This is a genomic window from Aeromonas sp. Y318-3 (assembly GCF_027706185.1).
GTDB lineage: Bacteria > Pseudomonadota > Gammaproteobacteria > Enterobacterales > Aeromonadaceae > Aeromonas > Aeromonas veronii.
In genome coordinates this window covers 1-23530 of the sequence record NZ_JAPDCN010000009.1, presented here as the reverse complement: position 1 = coordinate 23530, position 23530 = coordinate 1, and the positions used below count along the sequence as shown (strand labels likewise).

The window sequence follows — 23530 nt, the reverse complement described above, 5'->3', positions numbered from 1 at the left end:
AGCTGTCGCGGTGACGGGGCGACTGCCGCTGTCAGACGCTGACCTGGCTGATGTCTTCCACCTGTAGCAGCCAGCCGCTCTGCTCCTGCTGCGGTTCGCCGCTGACCCGCAGCCGCTCGCCGGTCGGCACCCACTGCCCCTCGGGCAGGGAGACCAGCAGGCTCTCGCTGCCGTTGTCGAACAGCCAGCGATCTTCGCCAAGCGATTCAATCAGATAACCTTCCATCTCCACTCTGGACTCGGCTTGCCAGGATGGCGCAACGGAATCACGGCTCTCGATGAAATCCCCCTGAACACCAAAACTGGCTAGCCCCCACAGAATGGAGAGCCCGACGATGGATGTTTGCATCTTGTCTCTCCTCTTTTGGAACTGTAGGGCCAGTATGGGAACAGAAAACTGAGCGCACCATGAACAAGGTGGCAAAGTGCTGGCGAGATCGCGAAAAAATCCGACCAATTGGCCGGCAGTGTCATTTTATGGTGTCTGGATCACACTATTTGGCGGCTTCTTCTGCCATCCGTTCAGCTCTTGGCTTATTCGTCCACATGGCTACCCCGCGATGATCCCCACAGATCCCCTCTGCCACCACGGCGCGAACCCGGGTGCCATCTTTGCAAATGGCCTGCCAGGCGTCGGCATCATCGATGGCGAGCGAGCTGGGGGGCGGCGTGGTTTGGCAAGCCGTGAGCAGCAGGGCGCACAGGGGGAGCAATTTTTTCATGGCGAACTCCTCGAGGTAATGGGGGACTGAGAGGATTGGGATGACCTCTCCATCTGGGCTTCACTCCCCAGCATCAGTGATAACCGGTTAAGGGGCAAGGGGAGGAGCCACCGACAGGCGCAGGTGCCGTGCAGCCGGGGCTTGCCCTGTGCCCTCCTTGGGCCTAAGGTGGGGCCGTTTTACTGCCTTATTGAAGGAGCGTTTTCATGTCCACTCTCTATCCCCGCGTCGGGGTCGGCGTCATTCTGACCAACGCCCAAGGCCAGGTGCTGCTTGGCAAGCGCAAAGGGAGCCATGCCCCCTACTGGTCGATCCCGGGTGGTCATCTGGAGTTGGGGGAGAGCTTCGAGTCGGCGGCGATCCGCGAGGTGGCCGAGGAGACGGGACTTGAGATCCAGGGGCCCGAGGTGGTGGCGGTGACCAACAATCTGGAGACATGGCGCGAGAGCGGGCTGCACTATATCTCGGTGACGCTGCACGCCCGAGCCGATGGTGAGCCGCAACTGCTGGAGCCGGAGAAGTGCGAAGGCTGGGTCTGGTGCGATCCGCGCGCGTTGCCCGAGCCCCATTTCGACGCCAGCCGTCAGTCCATCGCCTGCTGGCTGGCGGGGCGCTGCTATCTGCCGGGTGATATGCCCATGGTGTCGGCCGAATCAGCCTGATTGTCATAAAACGATCATCGCGCTGTCATAATATCCCCTCTCCAACGGGAGAAGAGGGATGAGGGAGAAGAGCGTGGGACAGGTATTTATTCAGTTTTTATGGCTGGGATGCATCAGCTTTGGTGGTCCGGCCGCTCATATCGGCTATTTCCAGCGCATCTTCGTCCAGCGGCTTGGCTGGCTGACACAGGCCGAATTTGCCCGCTTGCTGGCGCTGTGCCAGCTGCTGCCGGGGCCTGCCTCCAGTCAGCTTGGTTTCGCCATCGGTCGTCATCGCGCCGGTCTGGGCGGGGCGCTCTCAGCTTTTCTTGGCTTCACGCTGCCCTCATTTCTGCTGCTACTGGCGGCCGCGATCGGCATCGGCCAGCTGGGCAGCAATTTGTGGCTCGATGCGGCGCTGCATGGCCTCAAGCTGCTGGCGCTCATCGTGGTGGCCGATGCGGTGCTCACCATGAGTCGTCAGTTCTGTGCCACGGGAATGACCCAAGGGATCATGGTGGTGACCGCTGCCGCACTCTGGTGGCAGCCCGGTCTGCTGACTCAACTGTTGATGCTGGCGGGAGCGGCGCTGATCTGCGCCCGCAGCCAGCGCGAGGCGGGTAGTCGCCCTGCCACCGCCGAGCTGCCTTCTGCCGCCAGCAGTCAGCCTCATTGGCCTACCCTGCTGATGTTTGGCATCCTTTTTATCGGTCTGCCGCTGCTCGGTAGCCCGCTTGGCCAGCTGGTTGCCGACTTCTATCGCGCCGGTAGTCTGGTGTTTGGCGGTGGGCATGTGGTGTTGCCGCTACTGCAAGAGAGCGTGGGACACACTCTCAACGAGCAGCAGTTTCTGACCGGTTACAGCCTGGCCCAGTTGGTGCCGGGCCCCATGTTTACCCTTGCCACCTATCTTGGCGCACAGTTGCAGCCCGAGATGCCGATGATCGGGGCCCTGTTGGCGACCCTGGCGCTCTTTGCACCCGGCTTTCTGCTGCTCTGGGCGGTGGGCACCTGCTGGCAACAGTGGCTGGCCCGGCCCCGTCTGGCGGGGGCCGTCACCGGCATCAATGCTGCCGTAGTGGGCTTGTTGCTGGCGGCCCTCTATCAGCCGGTGTGGCAGAGCGCGGTGCTGGCGCCGACCGATCTGGCGCTGGCCGCCATCGGCTTTTATCTGCTGCGGGTGGTGAAGCTGCCGATACCGGCCATCGCGGCCCTGTTGGTGATGGCTGCTATCCTGCTGGCGTGAATGCGGTGAAATCCCGATAAAAAACGGCGCCTCCGTGATGGAGGCGCCGTTTTTATTGCAATGGGTCAGCTGCTTAAGCGTCGGGATCGAAATCCAGACTCAGGCTGTTGACGCAGTAGCGCTGGCCGGTTTCGGTCGGTCCGTCGGGGAAGACGTGACCGAGGTGAGAGCCGCACTGGCGGCAGGTGATCTCCACTCGCTTCATGCCGTGGCTGTTGTCCTCGGTGTACTCCACCGTCCCCTCGATGGCCTTGTCGAACGAGGGCCAGCCGCAGCCGGAATCAAACTTGGCTCCTGAGTGAAACAGCACGCTCTTGCAGCAGACACAGAGGTAGTCGCCGCTCTTGCGATTGTGGAGCAGGGCGCCGCTGTAGGGGCGCTCGGTGCCCTTCTCCCAGCAGACGTGAAACTGCTCGGCGGTCAGTTTGCTGCGCCACTGTTCCGGATTGTTACTGCTCATACCGACTCCTTGCCATCCATACCGGAGCCCAGCATAGCGGCTCCGTAAAGCTGACTCCAGCATGCCTCTTATGCTTTGCCTGTATCTGTGATCGAGGTGGCAACCATCTCCTCACCGGATGCAGGGAGAATTTCCTGCTGCGGTGGCTGGGCATCCTCCGCCGTGCTGGCCAGCGCCACCCGCTCCAGCAGTTTGAGGGAGTGGGCCCGGCCGACTGCCACCTGCCGTTTGATGTCATCCGGCAGGAAGGGGAGGCCATCGTTGGTGGCGGTGTCGATGGTCTGGATCCACTCCAGCCCTTCCCCCGGCGGTGGCAGGCGGAACTGGATGTCGTAATCGCTGGCGTTGAACAGCACGTACCAGCGCTCGCCGACACAGTTGATCATGCCGATATCCATGGCGAACGCCTGCCCCATGGGGGCGTGCCAATCCTGATCGGTGAGCTGGTGGCCGTCCGGGTGATACCAGTTGACCTGATGGCAGCTGGACGGGGTGCCATTCCAGCTGTCGTCGCTCAGTTGCAGGTTGGAGAAGACGCAGGACTCCGCCCGCAGCGCCATCATCTGCTGGGTGAAGGCGAACAGCCGCTCATCCTCCGGTCGCCATTGCCAGTTGACCCAGCTGATCTGGTTGTCCTGACAGTAGGCGTTGTTGTTGCCAAGCTGGCTGCGGCCCATCTCGTCGCCGGCGAGGAAGTGGGGAGTGCCTTGGGAGAGCAGCAGGGTGGCAATCAGATTGCGCTTCTGCTGCTGGCGCAAGCTGTTGACCCGCGGATCCAGGGTCGGCCCCTCTACCCCGTGGTTATAGGAGAGGTTGTTGCCGTGGCCATCCCGATTGTCTTCACCGTTGGCCTGATTGTGGCGCTGGTTGTAGGAGACCAGATCCTCCAGGGTGAAACCGTCGTGATAGCAGAGGTAGTTGACGCTGGTGTGGGGGGAGCGCCAGTTCTTCGGGAAGATATCCCGCGAACCCACCAGACGGGTGGCGAAGTCCCCCATTTTGCCCGCATCACCGCGCCAGAAGGCGCGCACCGTGTCGCGGTAGCGGTCATTTATCTCCTGCCACTGGCTCGGGAACTGACCCAGCCGGTAGCCGAAGGGGCCGATATCCCAGGGTTCGGCGATGAGCTTGACCTGTGACAGCACTGGGTCGGCCATCACGGCCTTGAAGAAGGCGCCCATGGGCTCGAACTCCCCCGCTTCCCGCGCCAGCGTCACCGCCAGATCGAAACGGAAGCCATCCACCTGCATCTCGGTGACCCAGTAGCGCAAGGCATCGAGCACCAGCCGCAGGGTGTTGGGGTGATCCAGATTGACGCTGTTGCCACAGCCGGTCACGTTGGCGTGACGGGTGTAGTCCGGGCCGTGGGGGCCCGCTTCGAAGGCGTAGTAACCGGCGTTGTCAAAGCCCTTGAACGAGAGGGTAGGGCCGTCGAAGCCCGAGGCGGCAGTGTGGTTGTAGACCACATCCAGGATCACCTCGAGCCCGGCCCGGTGCAGCTCGCGCACCATGGTCTTGAACTCGGTCACCGCCTCGTCTGCCCTGGTGCTGTAACGCGGCTCCGGGGCGAAGAAGGCGATGGGGTTGTAGCCCCAGTAGTTGGTGAGTCCCAGCTGCTCCAGTCGCGGTTCCGACATGAAGGCGGCCACCGGCATCAGCTGCACCGAGGTGATGCCGAGGCTCTTCATATGCTCGATAACCAGCGGATGACTGATGCCAAGGTAGGTGCCCTGCAGCGCTTTGGGGATCCCCGGGTGCTGCTTGGTAAAGCCCTTGACGTGGGTCTCGTAGATAATGGTGCGGGCCGGGCTGATCCCGGGTTTGCCAACCCCTTGCCAGTCAAAACGGTCATCCACTACCACCGACTTGGCAATCATCCCGGCACTGTCCCCCTGATAGAGGGCTTCATCCCAATAGGTGGGACGGCTGAGCGCCCTGGCGTAGGGGTCAATCAGCAGTTTTTGCGGATCGAACAGCATCCCCTCCTGCGGGGTGCCATAGACCCGATAGCCGTAGCGCTGACCGGCCTTTACACCGCGCACGTAGCCAAAGCGATACTGGCCACGGCGGCCGGGCAACTCCAGCCGCATCAGCTCCTGCTCCTGCTCGTCGTACAGGCAGATCTCCACCTTGTCCGACTGGGGGGCCCAGACGCAGAAGTGGCAACCGTTCTCGTCAAGGCGGGCCCCCAGCGGGTGGCCCACCCCTTTTTCCATTACAAGCATCAAGACTCCTGTTTGATAAACAAGGTCGCCAGCGGCGGCAGATCCAGCACTATGCTGTGTGCCATCCCCTGCCAGGGGGTCGGTTCGGCAGCGAACACCAGACCTACATCATAGTTACTACCCCAGTAATACTCGCTGTCGGTGTTGAGCACCACCCGATAGTGGCCCGCAGCTGGGACGCCGATCCGATATTCGAGACGGGGCACCGGGGTGAAGTTGCAAGCCACCACAATAGCCTGCTTGCCCTCTTTGTCCGCCCGCAGCCAGGCAAAGATGCTGTTGTCGGCATCGTTGTGATCCAGCCAGCGGAAGCCGGTCTGCTCATAATCGGCCTGATACAAGGCAGGCTCATGACGGTAGAGGTGGTTGAGATCGTGGATCAGCCGTTGCTGACCGGCATGCTTGGGATATTGCAGCAGATGCCACGGCAGCTGGGCATCGTGGTTCCACTCGTTGCTCTGGGCGATCTCGGTGCCCATGAAATTGAGCTTCTTGCCCGGATGGGCGTACATGAAGCCCATGTAGGCCCGCAGGTTGGCGGCTTGCTGCCACTCGTCGCCCGGCATCTTGTAGAGCATGGAGTGCTTGCCGTGCACCACCTCGTCGTGGGAGAGCGACAGGATGAAGTTCTCGTCATAGTGGTAAACCATGGAGAAGGTCATGTCGTTGTGGTGGTAGCGACGGTGGATCGGCTCTTTCTGCATATAGGTGAGGGTGTCGTGCATCCAGCCCATATTCCACTTGAAGCCAAAGCCGAGGCCGCCGAGGAAGGTGGGGCGGGAGACACCGGCAAAGGCGGTGGACTCTTCGGCTATGGTCATGGCGTGGGGATACTTGCCGTAGACCTCCTCGTTGGTCCACTTCAAGAGGCTTATCGCCTCGTAGTTGTGGTTGCCGCCATCGACGTTCGGTACCCACTCACCGGCGTTGCGGGAGTAATCGAGATAGAGCATGGAGGCAACCGCATCCACCCGCAGGCCGTCGATGTGGAACTTGTCGAGCCAGAACAGGGCGCTCGCCACCAGGAACTGGCGCACTGTGTCGCGGCCGAAGTCGTAGATGTAGGAGTTCCAGTCCGGGTGCCAGCCACGGCGCGGATCCTCGTACTCGTAGAGCGGGGTGCCATCGAAACGGGCCAGGCCGTGGGCATCGGACGGGAAGTGGGCGGGTACCCAGTCCAGAATGATGCCGATGCCGGCCTGGTGGCACTGGTCGACGAAGTATTTGAAATCATCGGCGGTGCCGTAGCGGCTGGTGGGGGAGAACATGCCCACCGGCTGGTAGCCCCAGGAGCCGCTGAAGGGGTGCTCGGAGACAGGCAGCAGCTCGATGTGGGTGTACTCCATCTCCTTGACGTAGGCGACCAGCTCCACTGCCAGCTCGCGCCAGCTCAGGCTGTCGCCGTTGGGGTGGCGTTTCCAGGAGCCGACATGCAGCTCATAGATGGAGAGCGGCTGCTCGCGTTTGTCGTTGTGCTGGCTGGCAATCCACTCGGCATCCTGCCACTGGTAATGGGCGTGGTCATAGACCACGGAAGCGAACGACGGATACTGCTCGCAGTAAAAGCCGACCGGATCGCTCTTGTGGGGCAGCCGGTTGCCCATGGGGTCCTTGAGCTCGAACTTGTAGCGATCCCCGGCCTTGAGGCCCGGCACAAACAGCACCCAGTGACCACAGAGGCTGCGCTGCATCGGATGGCGGCGGCCATCCCAGAAGTTGAAATCGCCGATGAGGCTCACGGCGGTGGCGCTCGGCGCATAGACCGCAAAACGCACCCCTTCCACCTGCTGGCCAAGATGCTCCACGGTGCGCAGCTGGGCGCCAAGGGTGTGGTAGAGGTTTTCCGGCTGGGCTGTCAGTTCGGCCAGGCCTGCCCAGGCGGCATCCTGAAACTGATAGGGGTCGATGACCTCGGTGGTGGCATCTTGGTAGCTGGCGATCAGCTGATAGGGGAAGGAGTTTTTGCGGCGGGTGAAAACAGTTTCAAAAAGACCCGATTCATCGGTGGGCGCCAGGGTGGCAACGACTTTGCCCGACTTGAGATCCTTGACGCGAACTTCGAGGGCATCAGGCAACCAGGCGGTCAGTTTGAGGCCGGGCCCATCCGGATTGGCCTGCAGGCCTAAGTGAGAGAAGGGATCGGAACAGCGGGCAGCAACCAAACGTTCAACGAGCATCGAGATTTCCTTTCATGACAGAGCATCCACTCCGGCCGAAACCGGAGTGGATTTAGGTGAGAACGCTGTGAGAGACAGCGTCTCAACGACTGGCCTCATCACGGGCTTGGCTCATCTTGCCAGCCAGTGCCTTGAGTGCCTCATTGGCAAAAATATCTTCCAGATCTGCGGAGAGCTTGCGGCGCCAGTTGGGGTATTCGTAACTGGTGCCCGGTACGTTGACCGGCTTGTCCATCTCCAGCCAGTCTTCCAGCTGGGTACTGAACAGGGCGCAGCTGCCGCGGGACATGTGGATCTGCAGACCGTGGTTGAGTTCGGTGTTCATGCCGACCCAGTTCACGTCATGACTGATGTTGTCAGAGATGACATTGTGGGCATGCAGGCTGTCGAGGATCCGCTGTTTGGCCTGGTGACGATCAGCATACAGAGTCTTCAAAACATCTTCATCCGGATACAAACCCAGTTGACGGCCGAGCGCCAGATCATCGCAGTGCCAGAAGCCCTTGAGGGTTGGCATGTCGTGAGTGGTCAGGGCCGACATCGCCTGCTCGGTGTAGTGCGCCGGGGAGATAAAGCCGCCATCTTCCTTGGAGCGCTCGAAGAAGAACACCTTGTAGGAGTGAACGCCGTTCTCTTTCAGGGTCACGTCGATCCCCTCCGGCACGGTGCCCAGATCCTCGCCGATCAGCAGGCACTGATTACGGTGGGATTCGAGGGCCAGAATGCCCAGCAGATCGTTGACCGGATAGTAGATGTAGGCGCCCTTGGCGGCGGACGCTCCGGGCGGTACCCACCACAGGCGCAGCAAGGCCATCACGTGGTCGATACGCAGTGCGCCGCAGGAGCGCATGTTGGCACGGAACAAGTCCACCATCGGCTGGTAGGCCGCTTCAAACAGCTTGTTCGGGTTCATCGGGGGCAGGCCCCAGTTCTGACCAAGCGGGCCGAGGATATCGGGCGGCGCACCGACCGAGGCTTTCGGGCAGTAGAGATCCTGGTTGGCCCAGATCTCGGTGGAGCCTTCGGAGACGCCCACCGCCAGATCCCGGTAGATCCCCATCACCATGCCGGCAGCCTTGGCACGGGCATCGGCTTGCGCCAGCTGCTCGTCGGCCAGGAACTGCAGATAGAGGTAGAAGTTGACATCTTGCGGGTGCGCGGCCATCCAGGCGGCAACGGCAGGATTGTGGTAATCGCGCAGCTCCTGCGGCCATACCGGCCAGCCCCAGGCATTTTCGCCTTTGGCATAGAAGTGGGCCTGCAGGGCATCAAATGCTGCCTGCTGTTGCAGGCTGTCGCCACCGGCGGCCACGAAGGCATCAAAGGCGGCCTGACGCTCGGCGCTCAGGGTGGCTTCATCGAACACCTGACGCAGCATGCCGAGTTTGGTCTGGATCACGCCGGTGTAATCGACGTTCTCTTTGGCGCGCAGATCGGCCAGATGTTGCTGGAAGGCAGGACTTGCCACTTCCGCCTTCAGGCGATCGCTCTGCTGGAATTCGGGCACCGCTTCCACATTGATATAGGCCACGTTGAGCCAGCGACGGGAAGAGGGGCTGTAGGGACTGGCGCTCTCCGGATTGGCCGGATAGAGGGCGTGGATAGGGTTGAGACCGACGAAGTGGGCACCCCAGGCGGCCGCTTTCTCGACCAGCTGGCCCAGATCGCTGAAATCACCGATACCCCAGTTGTGGCGGCTGCGCAGGCAGTAGAGCTGCACGCTCGGGCCCCATACCTTGCGGCCATCGGCAATCGGCGCCTGTTTGTAGCAGGCCTTGGGGGCGACAATGAGGCGCATGGTGGCCAGCGGTTCGTCATTGCCCTCTTCCAGCAACACCAGCTGGTGATAACCCAGCTCCGGGGCCATATCCAGAGTGACACGATAGGCCTGGCACTCCATCTCTTCAAATTCGGCCACGCCGACCAGCTCACCCTCGATGGGGGTGAATTGACCGGACAGCACTGCACCCTGCTCCTGCTGGAGCTGCCAGGTGAGGGCGTCGTTGACGAATTCGATGGGGAGGCGAACCTCAAGGGTAACGGCGTCGCCGGTGCGAACCACCATCACAGGATCCAGCGCCCGCAGCCAGTGCTGGCGATGCTCCTCTTCCAGCTGCTGCACCAGTGCGGCCTCGTCATCGACGCGGTAGCCCATGGCGCCCAGCATGGCGGCCTTGCTCTCTTCGGATACCTGGGCCGGGTGGCCCCAGGCATCGACATACTCGCTGGCGATACCTTTTGCGGCAGCCAGCTGTTCAATCAGGGTGGTCATAGTTTGAGAATTCCCGCTGTGGATTCTATCTATACTATTTTGTTTGATTTTTATGGGGTGGTACTTGAACAGTGGCTCTTTGGCCATGCTAAACCGCGCACATTTTTACATATCTCTGTGAATGGTTGTGTGACCGAGTAGGCACTATTGTTGATATCTGCGCGATGCCACGATCTGGCACTTTTTTCGTCAAAACGTGGTAATCAGTTACATAAACAGAAAATTAATTTCACAGTTTTTCATGATATAGCGCAATTTCAGACAGAATGTTGGTTGACTCACCGGAGAGTTCTAGTAAATTTACAAGCGGAATTTTCTTTGACTACTGAACAGTTAGGTAACTAAATATGACTATCAAAGTAGGTATTAACGGTTTTGGCCGTATCGGTCGTTTCGTATTCCGTCTGGCTTGCGAGCGTGCAGACATCGAAGTTGTTGGTATCAACGACCTGATCGATGTTGACTACATGGCTTACATGCTGAAGTACGATTCAACTCACGGTCGTTTCAACGGTACCGTTGAAGTTAAAGACGGCAACCTGGTTGTAAACGGCAAAACCGTACGTGTTACCGCTGAGCGTGACCCGGCCAACCTGAAGTGGGGCGAAATCGGTGTTGACGTTGTTGCTGAAGCTACCGGTCTGTTCCTGACCGACGAGACTGCTCGTAAGCACATCGCTGCTGGTGCCAAGAAAGTTGTTCTGACTGGCCCGTCCAAAGACGCTACCCCGATGTTCGTAATGGGTGTTAACGACTCTACCTACGCTGGCCAGGACATCGTTTCCAACGCTTCCTGCACCACCAACTGCCTGGCACCGATCGCCAAGGTTCTGAACGATACCTTCGGTATCGAGTCTGGCCTGATGACCACCGTTCACGCTACCACTGCTACCCAGAAGACCGTTGATGGTCCGTCTGCCAAAGACTGGCGCGGTGGCCGCGGTGCGGCTCAGAACATCATCCCGTCCTCTACCGGTGCTGCCAAGGCTGTTGGCGTAGTTATCCCGGAACTGAAAGGCCTGCTGACCGGTATGGCTTTCCGTGTTCCGACTCCGGACGTGTCTGTTGTTGACCTGACCGTTAACCTGAAGAAAGCTGCCACCTACGCAGAAATCTGCGAAGCGATGAAAGCTGCTTCCGAAGGCGCTATGAAAGGCGTTCTGGGCTACACCGAAGACGAAGTTGTATCTACCGACTTCCTGGGTGAGCGTCAGACCTCCGTATTCGACGCCAAGGCTGGTATCCAGCTGAACGACAAATTCGTTAAAGTTGTATCCTGGTACGACAACGAAATGGGCTACTCCAGCAAAGTTCTGGATCTGATCGCTCACATCTCCAAGTAATTTGGGATGCGCAATCGCGTAGCTTGAAAAAGGCGGCCATTGGCCGCCTTTTTGTTTTTCGGTTTCCCCTGATGACAGGAGTCCACATGCAATCCATTCGTCCCCTGACAGCCAATTGCAAGCTTGCCAACAATGCGGCCGGTCTGCCGGTTCTCACCATCAACAACGACTATGCCAAGGCAGAAATCAGCCTGTTTGGCGCCCATGTGCTGAGCTATCAGCGTCATGGCGAGCCGGCCTCCATCTGGCTGAGCGACAAGGCGGTGCTGGATGGCAGCAAGCCTGTTCGCGGTGGTATCCCGATCTGCTGGCCCTGGTTTGGCCCGGCGCCCGCCCGCGTCGGTAGTGGCAAGCCCTCCCACGGTTTTGCCCGTACCACCCTCTGGATGCTGGACGGGGTCTCCGATCACGCCGATGGCACGCTTGTTCATCTCTCCCTGCGCGACAGCGACGCGACCCGTGCCCTGTGGGATCACTCCTTCGAGCTGGAACTAGACGTGCTGGTGGGCAAAGAGCTTTCGCTGGTGCTGACCACTCGCAACACCGGTAGCCAGCCGCTGACTTATAGCGGTGCGCTGCATACCTATTTGCAAATCAGTGCGCCGGAAGCGGTGAGCGTCACCGGCCTGGGCGAGCACTATGCCGACAAGCTGACCGGACAGGATGCCAAGCAGCAGGGGGCATTGACCCTGAGCGGGCCGCTGGATCGGGTTTACTGGCAGCCAGAGGCGCTGGTGAGCGTGCAGGATGGTGAGCGCGAGATCCGGGTTGTCAGTGGCAACCACGACAGCGTGGTGGTCTGGACCCCCTGGCTGGAAGGGGCTACCGCCATGGCCGACATGAGCGACGATGGCTATCTCACCATGCTCTGCGTCGAAGCGGCCATCGCCGGTGAGGCGGGGGTGACCGTCGCGCCGGATGATGAGCACAGTCTCTCCACCGTGATCATCTGATCAGGATGAGGTTCAGATAAATAAAGAGGGCTCCCGCGGGAGCCCTCTTTGCATCTCATGACGGCGGCAATCAGGCATTGCCCTGGGTCTTGAGCTTGAGTTCGGCGGCGAAATTGAGCATGCGATCGAGGGGGATCAAGGCTTTGACCCGCAGATCTTCATCGACATGGATCTCGTGGCGCTCGGCACCGTCGGTGAGCGCTTCCTTGATCGCCACCAGACCGTTCATCGCCATCCAGGGGCAGTGGGCGCAGCTGCGGCAGGTAGCGCCATCGCCACCGGTCGGTGCTTCCACCATCTCTTTCTCCGGACAGGCCTGCTGCATCTTGTAGAAGATGCCCCGATCGGTCGCCACGATCAGCTTCTGCTGGGGCAGCTCCTTGGCTGCCTTGATCAGCTGACTGGTGGATCCCACCGCATCGGCCAGCTCGATCACCGAGGCGGGGGATTCCGGATGAACCAGCACGGCGGCGTCCGGATTCTGCTCTTTCAGCTCGCGCAGGGCACGGGCCTTGAACTCGTCATGGACGATGCAGTGGCCCTGCCAGCGCAGCATCTGCGCCCCGGTCTTCTTCTCGATATAGGCGCCCAGATGGCGATCCGGGCCCCAGATGATCTTGTGACCCAGACTGTCGAGGTGTTCGACGATCTCGAGTGCGATGCTGGAGGTCACCACCCAGTCAGCCCGTGCTTTGACCGCCGCAGAGGTATTGGCGTAGACCACCACGGTATGGTCGGGATTGGCATCGCAGAAGGCGGAGAACTGTTCGATGGGACAGCCCAGATCGAGGGAGCATTCGGCCTCCAGCGTCGGCATCAGCACCCGCTTGTGGGGGCTCAGGATCTTGGAGGTTTCCCCCATGAAACGTACCCCGGCGACGATCAGGGTTTGCGCCTCGTGATCGCGGCCAAAGCGGGCCATCTCCAGCGAGTCACCGACGAAACCGCCCGTGGCTTCGGCCAGCGCCTGGATCTCGGGATCCGTGTAGTAGTGGGCAACCAGTACCGCCTTGCGCTCCTTGAGCAGCGCCTTGATTTCTGTGGTCAAGGTCGTTCTCTGCTCGGCACTCAGGGGAAGAGGTTTGGCCGGAAAGGGGTAGTCCATCGCGACTACCGGCGGGACACTGCTCAGTGCATTGCTCATTGCGACTGTTCCATCAACGCTCGGGAAGGCAAAAATTATAACCAGAAGCCTGCCACAAACCCATCAACAAATCGGGTGAAGCGCAAGTGGGCGAATATACTCAAGTAATTCGTTGTTATTCTGCCATAAGGAGTTGTCGCATGAAGCAACGTTCCCTCAAGTTCAAGTTGTTGTGCCTTACCATGGGGCTGTTTCTGCTGACCGGGCTGGCCATGACCCTGTTGCAATCGGCCTCTTTCAGCTCCCTTCGCAACATGGTGATGACCCAGACCAGCGATGCTCTGGAAGAGGAGGTCTCCCGCAGCCTGCAGTATCAGGCAGAACGCTATGCCATCCAGATTGCCTCGCTGATGCAGAACTCCTATCAGATCCCCCTGACCGTGACCGCCCAGATTGAAGCCGGTATGGCTAAACCGGAACTGCGGTTGTCACGGCCCCAAGTGGAGTCTTTGCTCGGTAGCAGCCTGCAGCAGGCGAGCGGGATCAGCTCCATTTATGCCCAGTTTGAACCGGATGGCTATGATGGCGAGGATGGCAACTGGCTGGGCGGGGCCAGCCACTCGGTGGCAGGCAAGGGGAGTCTGGAGGTCTATTTCACCAAGGATCAGGGAGGGGCCGTCGCCCAGCAAGCGGTGGACGCTGCTGCCAGCGAGGCCAAGTTTGATACCTCCCTCAACGAGTTCGGCATTCGCAACAGCGAGTGGTATCTCTGTGGTCGCGATACCCGCCAGCCCTGCCTGATGGAGCCCTACCTTTACGAAATCAGCCCGGGCAACAAGATGCTGATGACTAGTCTGACGGTGCCCGTGCTGCGTGACGGCAAGTTTGTCGGGCTGGCCGGGGTGGATATGAACCTGCCCATCTTCCAGCAACTGGCTGAAAACCTTGGCAAGAGCCTCTATGACAACAAGGCGGATGTGACCCTGGTCAGCAAGATGGGGCTGATTGTGGGCAGCAACCGCTATGCCGACAAGCTGGGCCGTCCACTCAAGGAGGTGGGCCTGACCCTGCCTGACGGTCAGCCGGTCAGCAGCGACAGTGACTTCATTCTTCATCAGCCCATCCGGGTTGAGGCAGCCAATACCCAGTGGTGGTTGATGATCAAGGTGCCCAAGGCGCTGGCGCTCGGCAAGGCGCACGCCATCAGCAATGAACTGGGCGCCCTGCTGGTGGATGCCCAGCGGCAGCAGATCATCGCCATGGGCGGGATTACCCTGTTGGTGCTGGGCTTGCTGGTCTGGTTTATTCAGACCATCACAGCGCCTCTTTCCCTTATCAGCCGCCATGTGGGCCATCTCTCCAGCAACGAGGGGGACCTGACCCAGCAGATGGAGATCGACACCCATCAGGAGCTGATCGATCTGGGGTCCCAGCTCAATGCCTTCCTCGGCAAGCTGCGGGGCATGGTGCAAATGAGCAAGGGGATTGGTCAGCAGGTCTACCAGCAGGCGCGGGAGATGAAACATACCGCCGACACCATGCGCAACAGTCTGGATGAGCAGAATCTGGAGCTGGAGAGCGTGGTGAGCGCCATGCATCAGATGAGCACCACGGCAGTCAGCGTGGCATGTTATGCCGAGCAGGCGGCGCAGGAGTCGGAAGCGGCGACCCACCACATCAATACCGCCCAGCAGACCCTCAGCAATGCCCGCAACGAGATCCATACTCTGGTCGGTGATATGCATGAGGCGGATAAAGCGGTGGCGCTGGTGGCCCAGCGCAGCACCAATATCAGCCGGATCCTCGATGTGATCCGCGCCATTGCCGAGCAGACCAACCTGCTGGCCCTCAACGCCGCCATCGAAGCTGCACGGGCAGGGGACATGGGGCGTGGCTTTGCAGTGGTGGCGGACGAGGTGCGGGCGCTGGCGACCAAGACCCGTGAATCGACCGACGAGATTGGCCAGCTGATTGGCAGCCTGCAGACCGAGGTGAGCAGCAGCCAGCGTCTGATGAATACCGGTATCGAGCGCTCCACTACCACGGTGCAGGGTACCGAGCAGGCGTTTGAGGCGCTCAATCGGGTGGTGGCCCAGATCCAGCAGATCCACGACCACATCAGTCAGGTGGCCACCGCCGCCGAGCAGCAGAGTGCGGTGAGCGATACCATCAACCAGAACCTGATGCGAATTGGTGATACCGCCAACGTGATCGGGCAGGAGGCCACCTCCAGCCATCAGCTGAGCGAAGCGCTGGAGCAAGCGGCCACTGCGCTGGCCAGTCAGCTCGATCGGCTGCGTACCTGAGTGGCAGCCAGAGAGACAAAAGCCCGCGAGCGATCGCGGGCTTTTTTATGACTTGATGGCAGAGTTGCGTCAGTTGCGGGGTTCAACCAGCAGGATGTGGGAGTCGGCCCCCACTACCCTGACCTTGCTGCCCGCCGGCAGAGACTCGTCGCAGCGCACCGTCCAGACCGTGTCGTCCAGATGCACCCGACTGGTGCCCTGAGTCACATCATCCAGCAGGGTCAGCTCGCGGCCCATATAGCTCTGCATCCGCTCGTTGATGGTGCTGGCGGCATCCTGACCCGAGTTGTCACGCTGGTGCTGCCAGCGCCACCAGGCCCAAGTGGTGAGCAGGGATTGCACCGCAAACAGCAGCAACTGCGCCTGCCAGCCAAAGGGCCAGATCAGCAGCAGTAGCCCCACTTCCAGCGCGGCGATGCCGGTCCAGAGCAAAAAGCCCACTGAGCCGAGCACCTCGATGGCCAGCAGAATGAAGCCGAGTCCCAGCCAGTGCCAGTGGGTCAGCCCCTCTAACAGGGCTGTCATGACTTGCTGCCCTTGCCATCTTTGTTGAACAGCTCGGCCATACCAGCCACAGAGCCAATCAGGCTGCCCGCTTCCAGCGGCATCATGATGATCTTGCTGTTGGGGCCTTCACCGATGCGGGCCAGAGCTTCGGTATATTTCTGAGCCACGAAGTAGTTGATGGCCTGCAGGTCTCCTTCCGCAATCGCCTGGGAAACCATGTGGGTTGCCTTGGCTTCCGCCTCGGCAGCCCGCTCCCGCGCTTCGGCGGCGAGGAAGGCGGCCTGACGCTCACCTTCGGCTTTGAGGATCTGGGACTGCTTTTCGCCTTCCGCTTTCAGGATCTTGGACTGGCGCACCCCTTCGGCTTCCAGCACCTCGGCCCGTTTCTGACGCTCGGCCTTCATCTGGGCGTTCATCGCCTCGACCAGGGCCAGCGGCGGGCGCACATCTTTAATCTCGATGCGGGTCACCTTGATGCCCCAAGGGGCGGTGGCGGCATCCATGGTGCGCAGCAGTTTCTCGTTGATGGTGTCGCGCTGGGAGAGCATCTCGTCCAGCTCCATGGCGCCGAGCACGGTCCGCATATTGGTCATGGTGAGATTGCGGATAGCGCTGGTGAGATCGTTGACCTCGTAGCCCGCTTTGCGGGCATCCACCACCTGCACAAAGCTGATGGCGTCGATGGTGACGTTGGCATTATCGCGGGAGATCACCTCTTGTGCTGGGATGTCCAGCACCTGCTCCATCATGATGATCTTGTGGCCGACCCTATCCACATAGGGGATCAACAGGTTGAGACCCGGGGTCAGGGTGCGGGTGTAGCGGCCGAAGCGCTCCACCGTCCAGTTGTAGCCCTGGGGCACTATCTTGATGCCCGCACTCAGTGTGGCGAGCACCAGGAACACGAAAATCCCTAGCACAATCAATGATTCATTCATCATTTAGCTCCTTATGAAACACAGTCCCTAGCCTATGGTCTGGCGTCAGGTACCACAAGTGACTTCGTACGCCTTTGTCATGAATCGGCTTTGCTAATTACCAAAACGCATTAAAAAGCATTTTTTATTATTTTGAGGGATAAGCTGCCCTGCCTATAGTCGCCCCATATTAGTCGTGTTCCGAGGGATGGGCCGAAATGGATTATTTACCTATGTTTGCCAAGTTGGAAGGCCGCCCGGTACTGCTGGTGGGCGGGGGCGAGGTTGCCCTGCGCAAGGCGCGCCTGCTGCTGGCAGCCGGTGCCCGGCTGACCCTGGTCTCCCCGGAGCTTGAACCGGAATTTGCGGAATTCACCGGTCGTTTCACCCATCTGGCCGAGCGCTTCACTCCGGCCCATCTGGCAGGCCAGATTTTGGTAGTGGCGGCGACCGACAACCTCGAAGTCAACGCACTGGTTTATCAGAGTGCCAATCAGCTGGGTCTGTTCGTCAACGTGGTGGATGACCCCAAACGATCCAGCTTTATCTTCCCCTCGATCATCGATCGCTCGCCGCTGATGGTGGCGGTCTCCAGCGGTGGCAAGGCGCCGGTGCTGGTACGCCTGTTGCGCGAGCGGCTGGAGAGCCTGCTGCCGCGCCATCTTGGCGGGCTTACCGAGCTCTCCGGTCGGGTCCGTGACAAGGCCAAGCGGGTGCTCTCTTCCATATCCGACCGTCGCCGCTTCTGGGAGCGCGCCTTTGCCTCCAACACCCTCGCCAGCCTGATTGAAAAAGAGGATTGGCAAGGGGCCGAGCAGTGGCTGAGCGATGGCCTAGACCAAGCGAAAAGCGAAGTGGGCGAGGTTGTATTGGTCGGCGCGGGCCCCGGTGACCCGGGCCTCTTGACCCTCAAGGCGCTGCAACAGATTCAACAGGCCGAAGTGGTGCTCTACGACCAGCTGGTCTCCGCCGAGATCCTCGATCTGGTGCGCCGCGATGCCACTCTGGTATCGGTCGGCAAGAAGGCGGGCGCCCACAGCGTGCCGCAGGAGGAGACCAATCGCCTGCTGGTGGAATACGCCAAGGCGGGCAACCGGGTGGTGCGGCTGAAAGGGGGCGATCCCTTTATGTTTGGTCGTGGCGGCGAGGAGCTGGAAGTGCTGGCCGACGAAGGTATCCCCTTCTCGGTGGTGCCCGGCATCACGGCTGCAGCCGGTGCCACCGCCTATGCCGGCATTCCGCTCACTCACCGTGATTACGCCCAGAGCGCCGTCTTTATCACTGGCCACTGCCAGAAAGAGGGCAAGGAGCCCGACTGGCAGCAGCTCGCCGCCACCAGTCAGACCCTGGTCATCTACATGGGGTTGATGCGCTCAGAGCATATCCAGCAGCAGCTGGTGGAACACGGCCGAAGCCAAGCCACCCCCATCGCCATCATCGAGCGCGGCACCACATCCCGCCAGCGGGTGCTGACCGGCACCTTGGCTGATCTGGCCGAGCTGGCCAAACAGGCGGTGAGCCCGTCGCTTATCGTCATCGGCGAAGTGGTTGCCCTGCGCGAGCGGCTCGCCTGGTTTGGAGAAAAAAGCGGGGAAAAGAGCGGCCAGCAGCTGCGCGATAACCCGGATCTCGATGGCTGCGACCTCAAGCTGGTGCAGCTGGCCTGAGCGCAAAGAACTATTTGATGCGGCTGCCGGTGCGGCCGCGCACTGAACCACCCAGCGCCCCGAGCAGGCGCATAAGCAATGACCCGAGGACCAACATGGACCGTGAAAGATTGACGCACTTGCAGCAGCTGGAAGCCGAGAGCATCCATATCATCCGCGAGGTGGCTGCCGAATTTGAAAACCCGGTGATGATGTACTCCATCGGCAAGGACTCCTCCGTCATGCTGCACCTGGCCCGCAAGGCCTTCTATCCGGGCAAGATCCCGTTCCCCTTGCTGCACGTCGACACCGACTGGAAGTTCAAGGAGATGATCACCTTCCGCGACGAGACCGCCAAAAAATACGGGTTGGATCTGATCGTCCACAAGAATCCGGAAGGGCTCGCCATGGGCATCAACCCCTTCGTCCACGGCAGCGGCAAGCATACCGACATCATGAAGACAGAGGGGCTCAAGCAGGCGCTCAACAAATATGGCTTCGATGCCGCCTTCGGTGGCGCCCGCCGCGACGAGGAGAAGTCCCGCGCCAAGGAGCGGGTCTACTCCTTCCGTGACAAGTCCCACCGCTGGGATCCGAAGAACCAGCGCCCCGAGCTGTGGCGCGTCTACAACAGCCAGGTCAACAAGGGGGAGAGTATCCGGGTGTTCCCGCTCTCCAACTGGACCGAACTGGATATCTGGCAATACATCTATCTGGAAAACATCGACATAGTGCCGCTCTACTTCGCGGCCATGCGTCCGGTGGTGGAGCGCAACGGCATCAAGATCATGGTGGATGACGAGCGCATGCCGCTGACCGCCGAGGATGAAGTGAAGCAGGAGCTGGTGCGCTTCCGTACTCTCGGCTGCTACCCGCTGACCGGGGCCATCGAATCCGATGCCACCACCTTGCCGGAAATTATTGAAGAGATGCTGCTCACCACTTCGAGCGAGCGGCAAGGGCGGCTGATTGACCACGATCAGGCCGGCTCCATGGAGCAGAAGAAGCGTCAGGGATATTTCTAAGGAGTCGTCAGCATGAACAGCCATATTCAGACCGCCATCACCGAACAGGGCATCGAAGCCTATCTGCACGCCCAGCAGCACAAGAGTCTGCTGCGTTTTCTCACCTGCGGCAGCGTGGATGACGGCAAGAGCACCCTTATCGGTCGCCTGCTGCACGACTCCCAGCAGATTTATGAAGATCAGCTCAAAGCGCTGGAGTCCGACAGCCAGAAGCTCGGCACTACCGGCGAGAAGCTGGACCTGGCACTGCTGGTAGACGGCCTGCAAGCGGAGCGCGAGCAGGGCATCACCATCGACGTGGCCTACCGCTATTTCTCCACCGCCAAGCGCAAATTTATCATCTCGGATACCCCGGGCCACGAGCAGTACACCCGCAACATGGCGACCGGCGCCTCCACCTGCGATCTGGCCATCATTCTGATCGATGCCCGCAAAGGCGTGCTGGATCAGACCCGCCGCCACAGCTTTATCGCCAGCCTGCTCGGCATCAAGCAGTTCGTGGTGGCGGTCAACAAGATGGATTTAGTGGAGTTCAGCCAGGAGGTGTTCGATCGCATCAGCGCCGATTATCGCGAGTTCGCCAAGAAGCTCAGCGTCGACACCATCCATATCGTGCCGGTCTCGGCGCTGGATGGCGACAACGTGGTCAACCAGAGCGACAAGCTGGCTTGGTACGAAGGCGAAACCCTGCTCTCCCTGCTGGAGTCTGCCGAGGTTGAGCGCGAGCTGGAGCGTCATCCGGTGCGCCTGCCGGTGCAGTATGTGAACCGCCCCAACCTCGATTTTCGCGGCTTCGCGGGGACGCTCGCCTCCGGCATTCTGCGGGTGGGCGACAAGCTGGCGGTGTTGCCGTCGGGCAAGGAGAGCACTGTGACCCGCATCGTCACCTTCGACGGGGATCTGGAGTACGCCCTGCCGGGGCAGGCCATCACAGTCACCTTTGCCGACGAGATCGACATCAGTCGCGGCGACCTGCTGGTGGATGCCGCCAAGCGGCCGCAAGTGACCCAGAATGTGCTGGCCCATATCGTCTGGATGGGGGAGGAGTCCCTGCAACCGGGTCGGGTCTACGACGTCAAACTGGCCACCAAGAAGAGTCGCGGTCAGGTGGAGGCCATCCGCCACCGCATCGAGATCAACAAGCTCGACGAGTTGCCCGCGAGTGAACTCAAGCTCAACGAGATCGGCCTGTGCGAGCTGAGCCTCACTGACCCGGTGGCGTTCGACCCGTATCAGGAGATCCGCGATACCGGCAGCTTTATCCTGATCGACCGGCTGAGCAACGTCACCGTCGGCGCCGGCATGATAGTGGAAGGCTTGGCCGCAAAAGCGGTAAAAGGGCACTACAGCGAGTTCGAAATCGAGCTCAACGCCTTGGTGCGCAAGCACTTCCCGCACTGGCAAGCCCTTGCCATCGGTAACGACACAAGCAAGGAGTAAGCCCATGACCTGGCAACAATTCCTGGTGCTGGGTCTGCTGGCTGCTCTCGTGGCCCTGCTGATCCAGGGCAAACTCCGCCCGGCGCTGCTCTTCTCGGGCGCCGTGCTCATCACCTACCTGAGCGGGCTGGCGGATATCAACGCCGTGGTGGCGGGCTACACCAACAGCGCCCTGCTGACGCTGGTGCTGTTGCTGCTGGTGTCGCTGGCGGTGGAGAAGACCCGCATCATGAGCTGGTTCGCCAATCTGGTGGGCACGGGTTCATTCAACAAGGTGCTGGTGAAGGTGTGGTTCTCCACCGCCTTCCTGTCGGCTTTCGTCAACAACACCGCCGTGGTGGCCTCCATGCTGGGAGCGGTCAAACGCAACCCCAACCATGCGCCGTCGCGGCTGCTGCTGCCCATGTGCTTCGCGGCCACCTTTGGCGGGGTGCTGACCCTGATCGGCACCTCCACCAATCTCATCGTCAACAGCTTCCTCATCAAGATGGGGGCGCCGCCGCTCGGCATGTTCGACTTCTTTATGGTGGGGGCGGGCACCCTGCTGACCGGTCTGGTGGCCGTGCTGCTGTTTGCCCGTCACCTGCCGGAGCAGGATACCGAGATGAGCCGCGAATCCGGCTACTTTCTCGAGGCCAAGGTGGGCGCCGGTTCACCGCTGGCGGGGCGCAGCGTCAAGGAGAACGGCCTGCGCAGCCTGAAAAGCCTCTATCTGGCGGAGATCATTCGCGGCGATCAGGTGATCTGCCCGGTGCAGCCGGAACACGAGCTGCACGAAGGGGACGTGCTGCTCTTTTGTGGCGATGTGGAGAGCGTTGGCGTATTGCAGGAGATGAAGGGGCTGGATCTCTACGGCCAGCACCGCCTCAACGGCCAGCATCTGGTGGAGGTGATCGTCAGCCACAGCTCGCGGCTGGTGGGTCAGACCATCAAGGATGCCGAATTTCGCACCCACTTCGATGCGGTGGTGCTGGCGGTGCGCCGCGGCGAAACCCAGCTTACCGGCGGTCTCGGCCAGATTGAACTGCACGCTGGTGATACCCTGCTGCTGGCCCCCGGCCCCCAGTTTGCCCGCAACAAGTCGCTGGGGCGGGAGTTTGTGGTGGTGAGCGGGCTGGAAGCCTCCACCCGTCTCGATGGCAAGCGCAGCGCCGCCGTGGTGCTGGGATTTCTCGGGGTGCTGGCGCTCTCTGTGTTTGATCTGGTACCGCTGTTCAAGGGGTTGCTGCTGATGCTGGTGGCGCTGCTGCTCACCCGCATTCTGACCCTGGACGAGATCCGCCGCCGCTTTCCGCTGGATATCTGGCTGGTGGTGGGCGGGGCACTCGCCATCGCCGATCAGCTGGAAAAGAGCGGACTGGCCAAGCTTATCGCCGACTGGCTGATGGGGGAGTTCAACGGTGCCAGCCCCATCATCGCCTTTATCGGTATCTATCTGTTTACGCTGGTGCTGACCGAGCTGATGAGCAACAACGCCGCCGCCGCGCTGGCCTTCCCCATGGGTTACCAGCTGGCGCTCAGCATGGATGTCTCGACCATGCCGTTTATTCTGGCGGTGCTGTTCGGGGCCAGCTCCAGCTTTATCCTGCCCTACGGCTACCAGACCAACCTGATGGTCTATGCCGCGGGCAACTACAAGATGCCGGACTACCTCAAGCTGGCCCTGCCGGTCTCGCTGGCCTATAGCCTCGGGGTGATCGTCATGGTGCCCCTGCTGTTTCCGTTTTAAGGCGTAAGCGCCAATCAGGGAGTGTTGGGTGAGCAATATCATGGCATCAGCAAGCTGTCGGCTGATAGTCCGAGGCGGCTCCCCGTGGTGCCGGACAGTTTAAGTTTTGAGGCGTGAGCGCCAATCAAGGAGTGTTGGATGAGTAATATCGTGTGGCACAAGCATGCCGTAGACAAACAGAGCCGGGCCGAATTGAAAGGGCAAAAACCGCTGGTGATCTGGTTTACCGGGCTGTCGGGGGCGGGAAAATCGACCTTGGCGGGGGCGCTGGAGCAGGCGCTGGCGGCACAAGGCAAGCACACCTATCTGCTGGATGGGGACAATGTGCGCCACGGCCTCTGCGGCGATCTCGGTTTCGATGATGCCGCGCGACAGGAGAATATCCGCCGGGTCGGCGAGGTGGCAAAACTGATGGTGGATGCGGGCCTTATCGTACTCACCGCCTTTATCTCGCCATTCCGTGCCGAGCGTGAGCTGGTGCGCAGTCTCTTGGGGGAAGGGGAGTTTGTCGAGGTCTTTGTCGATGCGCCGCTCGCCATCTGCGAAGAGCGCGATCCCAAGGGGCTCTACAAAAAAGCGCGGGCAGGGGAAATTACGAATTTTACCGGTATCGATTCCGCCTACGAGGCCCCCGAGCAGCCGGAAATTCATCTGCTGAATGCCGGTAAAGCGGTGGAGGAGCTGGTGGAGGCGTTGCTGGCTGCGCTAAGGCTACGGGGGTTGATCGACTGAGGTTGATTGTCCATTCCGAGGATCGGTATTAGGGAAGGTGCGAACAAGTGGATCGCACCTTCACCACGAACTCTTTGTCCGCATTTGAAATGCCCATCACTCCAA

The 23530-nt window shown here is 60.7% G+C and carries 19 protein-coding genes; 10 read left to right on the top strand and 9 right to left on the bottom strand.

Translation table 11 applies throughout. The features are described from left to right. Window positions 1–31 precede the first annotated feature (31 nt). Entirely contained in the window at window positions 32–349 is a 318-nt protein-coding gene (locus OKB77_RS13495; protein ID WP_005343224.1) for a hypothetical protein, read from the bottom strand. Window positions 350–494: 145 nt separating this feature from the next. Further along, on the bottom strand, window positions 495–722 hold the full coding sequence (locus tag OKB77_RS13490) for a hypothetical protein (RefSeq protein ID WP_123172361.1): 228 nt from the start codon (window positions 720–722) through the stop codon (window positions 495–497). A gap of 206 nt (window positions 723–928) precedes the next feature. Between OKB77_RS13490 and OKB77_RS13485 the strand changes: the two genes are divergently transcribed. Beyond that, on the top strand, window positions 929–1384 hold the full coding sequence (locus tag OKB77_RS13485; RefSeq protein WP_123172362.1) for a nucleotide triphosphate diphosphatase NUDT15: 456 nt from the start codon (window positions 929–931) through the stop codon (window positions 1382–1384). Window positions 1385–1442: 58 nt separating this feature from the next. Continuing rightward, complete coding sequence (gene chrA, locus OKB77_RS13480; protein WP_206424602.1) at window positions 1443–2609, top strand: chromate efflux transporter; 1167 nt, start codon at window positions 1443–1445, stop codon at window positions 2607–2609. 73 nt (window positions 2610–2682) lie between these two features. Here the strand turns inward: chrA and msrB are convergent, their stop codons facing one another. From msrB to malQ, 4 genes are all read right to left on the bottom strand, one after another. Further along, window positions 2683–3069 (bottom strand): peptide-methionine (R)-S-oxide reductase MsrB, encoded by a 387-nt coding sequence (gene msrB / locus OKB77_RS13475; protein WP_040068248.1) that lies wholly within the window; start codon window positions 3067–3069, stop codon window positions 2683–2685. 68 nt (window positions 3070–3137) lie between these two features. After that, window positions 3138–5294 (bottom strand): glycogen debranching protein GlgX, encoded by a 2157-nt coding sequence (gene glgX, locus OKB77_RS13470; RefSeq protein WP_103250917.1) that lies wholly within the window; start codon window positions 5292–5294, stop codon window positions 3138–3140. Beyond that, complete coding sequence (glgB, locus tag OKB77_RS13465) at window positions 5294–7471, bottom strand: 1,4-alpha-glucan branching protein GlgB (protein ID WP_199415717.1); 2178 nt, start codon at window positions 7469–7471, stop codon at window positions 5294–5296. Before glgB ends, glgX begins: the two co-directional genes overlap by 1 nt. A gap of 82 nt (window positions 7472–7553) precedes the next feature. Then, the gene (gene malQ / locus OKB77_RS13460; RefSeq protein ID WP_199415718.1) at window positions 7554–9743 is read right to left on the bottom strand and encodes a 4-alpha-glucanotransferase; all 2190 of its coding nucleotides are present in this window, start codon (window positions 9741–9743) and stop codon (window positions 7554–7556) included. Window positions 9744–10090: 347 nt separating this feature from the next. Between malQ and gap the strand changes: the two genes are divergently transcribed. Both gap and OKB77_RS13450 read left to right on the top strand, forming a co-directional pair. After that, a complete protein-coding gene (gene gap / locus OKB77_RS13455) occupies window positions 10091–11086 on the top strand; it encodes a type I glyceraldehyde-3-phosphate dehydrogenase (RefSeq protein ID WP_005335708.1) in 996 nt (331 codons plus the stop codon). Between the two features lie 86 nt (window positions 11087–11172). Then, window positions 11173–12039 carry a D-hexose-6-phosphate mutarotase gene (locus OKB77_RS13450; protein WP_270817838.1) on the top strand — a complete coding sequence of 289 codons (867 nt, stop codon included), beginning with the start codon at window positions 11173–11175 and terminating at the stop codon, window positions 12037–12039. A gap of 70 nt (window positions 12040–12109) precedes the next feature. Here the strand turns inward: OKB77_RS13450 and nadA are convergent, their stop codons facing one another. Then, window positions 12110–13183 carry a quinolinate synthase NadA gene (gene nadA / locus OKB77_RS13445; protein WP_005335706.1) on the bottom strand — a complete coding sequence of 358 codons (1074 nt, stop codon included), beginning with the start codon at window positions 13181–13183 and terminating at the stop codon, window positions 12110–12112. Between the two features lie 140 nt (window positions 13184–13323). Between nadA and OKB77_RS13440 the strand changes: the two genes are divergently transcribed. Continuing rightward, the gene (locus OKB77_RS13440; RefSeq protein ID WP_270817837.1) at window positions 13324–15429 is read left to right on the top strand and encodes a methyl-accepting chemotaxis protein; all 2106 of its coding nucleotides are present in this window, start codon (window positions 13324–13326) and stop codon (window positions 15427–15429) included. A gap of 69 nt (window positions 15430–15498) precedes the next feature. On the opposite strand, the gene OKB77_RS13435 is transcribed toward OKB77_RS13440, so the two are convergent. Continuing rightward, complete coding sequence (locus OKB77_RS13435; protein WP_005335704.1) at window positions 15499–15954, bottom strand: NfeD family protein; 456 nt, start codon at window positions 15952–15954, stop codon at window positions 15499–15501. After that, window positions 15951–16874 carry an SPFH domain-containing protein gene (locus OKB77_RS13430; protein ID WP_005335703.1) on the bottom strand — a complete coding sequence of 308 codons (924 nt, stop codon included), beginning with the start codon at window positions 16872–16874 and terminating at the stop codon, window positions 15951–15953. Before OKB77_RS13430 ends, OKB77_RS13435 begins: the two co-directional genes overlap by 4 nt. 197 nt (window positions 16875–17071) lie before the next feature. Here OKB77_RS13430 and cysG point away from each other — a divergent pair, with 197 nt between their 5' ends. The 5 genes from cysG to cysC all read left to right on the top strand — a co-directional run bounded on the left by cysG (window position 17072) and on the right by cysC (window position 23425). Continuing rightward, the gene (cysG, locus tag OKB77_RS13425; protein WP_150389623.1) at window positions 17072–18520 is read left to right on the top strand and encodes a siroheme synthase CysG; all 1449 of its coding nucleotides are present in this window, start codon (window positions 17072–17074) and stop codon (window positions 18518–18520) included. A 71-nt stretch (window positions 18521–18591) separates the two neighbouring features. Continuing rightward, complete coding sequence (cysD, locus tag OKB77_RS13420; RefSeq protein WP_333563164.1) at window positions 18592–19524, top strand: sulfate adenylyltransferase subunit CysD; 933 nt, start codon at window positions 18592–18594, stop codon at window positions 19522–19524. A gap of 12 nt (window positions 19525–19536) precedes the next feature. Continuing rightward, the gene (gene cysN / locus OKB77_RS13415; protein WP_064341691.1) at window positions 19537–20964 is read left to right on the top strand and encodes a sulfate adenylyltransferase subunit CysN; all 1428 of its coding nucleotides are present in this window, start codon (window positions 19537–19539) and stop codon (window positions 20962–20964) included. A gap of 4 nt (window positions 20965–20968) precedes the next feature. Further along, window positions 20969–22693, top strand: a complete 1725-nt coding sequence (locus OKB77_RS13410) for an SLC13 family permease (protein WP_040068267.1) — start codon at window positions 20969–20971, stop codon at window positions 22691–22693. A gap of 138 nt (window positions 22694–22831) precedes the next feature. Continuing rightward, the gene (gene cysC / locus OKB77_RS13405) at window positions 22832–23425 is read left to right on the top strand and encodes an adenylyl-sulfate kinase (RefSeq protein WP_064341692.1); all 594 of its coding nucleotides are present in this window, start codon (window positions 22832–22834) and stop codon (window positions 23423–23425) included. Window positions 23426–23530 lie beyond the last annotated feature (105 nt).